This is a genomic window from Bacillus sp. JJ664 (assembly GCF_036962205.1).
GTDB lineage: Bacteria > Bacillota > Bacilli > Bacillales > Bacillaceae_G > Gottfriedia.
The window spans coordinates 1,686-4,926 of the sequence record NZ_JBALMS010000213.1; the positions used below are offsets into that span (position 1 = coordinate 1,686).

At 30.6% G+C, this 3,241-nt stretch carries 2 protein-coding genes and 1 pseudogene; all 3 read left to right on the forward strand.

Translation table 11 applies throughout. The features are described from left to right. Nucleotides 1–1,104: 1,104 nt before the first annotated feature. Complete coding sequence (locus V7056_RS20330) at nucleotides 1,105–2,040, forward strand: methyl-accepting chemotaxis protein (protein ID WP_499704204.1); 936 nt, start codon at nucleotides 1,105–1,107, stop codon at nucleotides 2,038–2,040. Between the two features lie 305 nt (nucleotides 2,041–2,345). Further along, on the forward strand, nucleotides 2,346–2,729 hold the full coding sequence (locus V7056_RS20335) for a DUF3888 domain-containing protein (protein ID WP_499704202.1): 384 nt from the start codon (nucleotides 2,346–2,348) through the stop codon (nucleotides 2,727–2,729). Nucleotides 2,730–2,876: 147 nt separating this feature from the next. Beyond that, nucleotides 2,877–3,241 (forward strand): annotated as a pseudogene (locus tag V7056_RS20340) (oxalate:formate antiporter); the annotation flags it as partial.

Below are 3,241 nucleotides of genomic sequence, written 5' to 3' on the forward strand. Positions count from 1 at the left end.
AAAATTAAATATATAATAAAGGGGTTTTCAGTAATGATTCGTTTTAAAAATATTCGAATAAGCGGGAAATATGGAATTGTAACAATCGGTACAATTTCTGTATTTGTTGTCTCATCAGCATTAACATTTGGGTTATTAAACTCAATACATACGGAATATAAAAATGCAAATAAAATTAATCAGCAGGCATTAATGGCTGAAAAATTATCATCAACCTTTTATAAAAAGTATGTAGCGTTATCTGCATATGCTACATTTAAGGATCAAGCATCACTAGACAGCTATCGTGAAATTGATGCAGCGTTTTTAAAATCAATTAAGATAGCAACTAAAACAATTGATGATAAAGAAATCAAAAAATCAATTGGGGATGTTGTAGAATACAATACATTAATGAATGATATTTTAGAGAAGAAAATCGTACCTGCTGCTACGGATCGTGACGATTCATATGTAAAGTTACTTGTTCAACAAGCATACGGTACTCAAAAATATATTGATGGGATTTCTAGTAAAATTATCAATATTTTAGAAAAGAAAAATAGCAAAGTTGATGATAAAGTTCAAGGTGCAATCAAAACTGTTAAGTCAGTTTTAGTGTTAGCTGTTCTAATAAGTGCACTACTTTCAAGTATTGCTTTATATGTTGCTAATCGATTAATCAATGGAAAAATGAATAAGGTGTTACATTCTATTAATGAAATTTCAGAAGGTAACCTAGCAGTTGAAAATGAAGTATTCGAGGGTAAAGATGAAATTGCTTTACTATCTACTGCAACGAATAAAGTAAAAGAAAATCTATTACGTATTGTTAAACAAATGAATAATGTTTCAACTGAAATGAACGATCGAAGTAATGAATTAACGCAATCAGCTTCAGATGTTCAAAAAGGTTCTCAACAAATTGCAGCTACAATGCAAGAATTAGCAACTGGATCTGGAATTCAGGCTGAATCTTCAAATCAAATGGCTGAAATGATGAGCGATTTCAATGATAAAATGTCTGTTGCTGGTCAAGCAGGTGAAACTTTAAAAGGAGCTTCAAATGAAGTTCAAGAAAGTACTAGCCTTGGTTATAAGCAAATGAATGAATCATTACAACAAATGACAATCATTCATGATGTAGTAAAAGGTTCAGTGGAAAACGTTGAACAGCTAGTTTCTCACGCAAAATCAATTTCAAAAGTAATTAAAGTTATTCGTGATATTGCCGATCAAACAAATTTATTAGCTTTAAATGCTTCAATTGAAGCTGCTAGAGCTGGTGAAGCAGGCAGAGGATTTGCAGTTGTTGCAGAAGAAGTTCGAAGATTAGCTGAAGGTGTTAAATTATCTGTTCAGGATATTACGTCAATCGTACAATCTATCCAAACAGAGGCGACTACTATGGCAACTTCACTAAATGCTGGATTTAAAGAAGTTGAAAAAGGAACACAATCGATTGAAGCTACTGGTGAAACGTTTAATGGTATTAATAGCCGAGTAGAAAATATGAACTTAGAAATTCAAGAAATTGCAACTACATTATTTACAATGCAAGACGGTAGCATGGAATTAATGAAATTTATTGAACAAGTTGCAGCTGTAACAGAGGAAAGCGTTGCTGGTGTCCAACAAACTGCAGCTTCAGTAGAAGAACAAAGTGCAACAATGGATGATGTAGCATCAAGTGCAGTTCTATTAACAGAACTTGCTGGTCAATTAGATCAAGTAATCAGTCAGTTTACTATCGATGAATCTAGCGAGAAAGTTGGTTTTGATTTTGTTTCTGAACAAACTATTAATCAAAATGAAATCATTGAACCAACTCAAAATTCAATCGTTGAGCCAACAGAATTACTGAATGAAAATACGGATGAACTTGTTGAAGAAGAAATGATTCTTGAGGAAAATAACTTTGAAGTAGAAAAAATTAATCTTGAAGATGATGAATTTGAAGTAGTAGAAGAAGTTGAAGAATCTGTAGAGTCGAGCGCAGTCGAATCTAATGAAGAATTCAAAAATGAAGAAGTAAATGTAGAAGAGAAGACAAAAAAATAAAAATGATTTGACCAGAAAACTGTTTAGTAAGCTAAGCAGTTTTTTTTGTTTGGCTGCTTTTTTATAAATTGTTGAAATTAACTAATTAAGAATAAAAAGAGAAGAGTTGGTACCGAGAGAGTTTGGAATAGAAACTTTTGTTTATATAATGTATAAAAGTTTTGTTACATCTCTGCACACTAACCAATCTCCATAAGAAGGAGTTCAAACATCCTTTATATTTAGAAAGTTGTAACATAACCTTTTTAAAATTGTAAAGAATAGATAGTATGTAAATCAAAAACCTATGCAGTGGAGGCCAGTACATGAAGAAAAAAATCATGATATTATTTGTTTTCTTACTATTGTCAAATGCTAAACCAACATATGCAGTGACTGCTCAAAATGAAGTTCTTGAAGATGCAGTATTATCAATTTTATTTCCTACAATTAATAAGGAGTTGTTCCAAATGTTTGGACCAGGAGAAAAATATAATTGTGCAGCAATTACGAATATCAAGAAGAAATATAATGGTACTTATGTTTTTGGAGCAACAATTCAATTGGTCGCTTACAAACCACAACAAAATCCACCGTATACTTTAGTAAAGTTCAATTTTTCAAACGACGATGGAGTTTGGAGTATTAAATCTGTGAGAAAAGAACCAATTCAAACAAAAACAACAGATTTATGTAGACCTCCTGTATAATCTCTAGGAAAAAAATCATCTATATTAAAAAAAATGACAAATATTAGTAATTTTTGTAGGTAAAAAGAATCTATTTTTTCATATTCAATGATAATTATCCAATAAAATATGATATGATAAAGAAAAAAATTAAAGGTGGCATTTTCGTTGGCAGGAATTGATTCGGTAAAGGAGATTATCTATATTTACGGTGATAAACATAATCATTGCTTTATTACTTCTGGAATAAATTATAAAGAATTTGTACAAGGGCTGCCATTTCCACTTCAAAATATGCTTTTATTAAAACATGATGTACAATGGTCGGATTATAATTTAAATTCTTCTTTTTTTTATGTTGAAAAAGATTATATAAATCAATTTATTTTAGATCAAACCGAAAATGATGAACTTTGTTGGATCGATTTCGAGGAATTAGCAGACCTAGATGAACTTGAGCCTAAAGAAATTGCAGAGTTATTATATCTTGCTCATAAAAAAGAACCATTAAATAAACCATTTATACCAAGGCT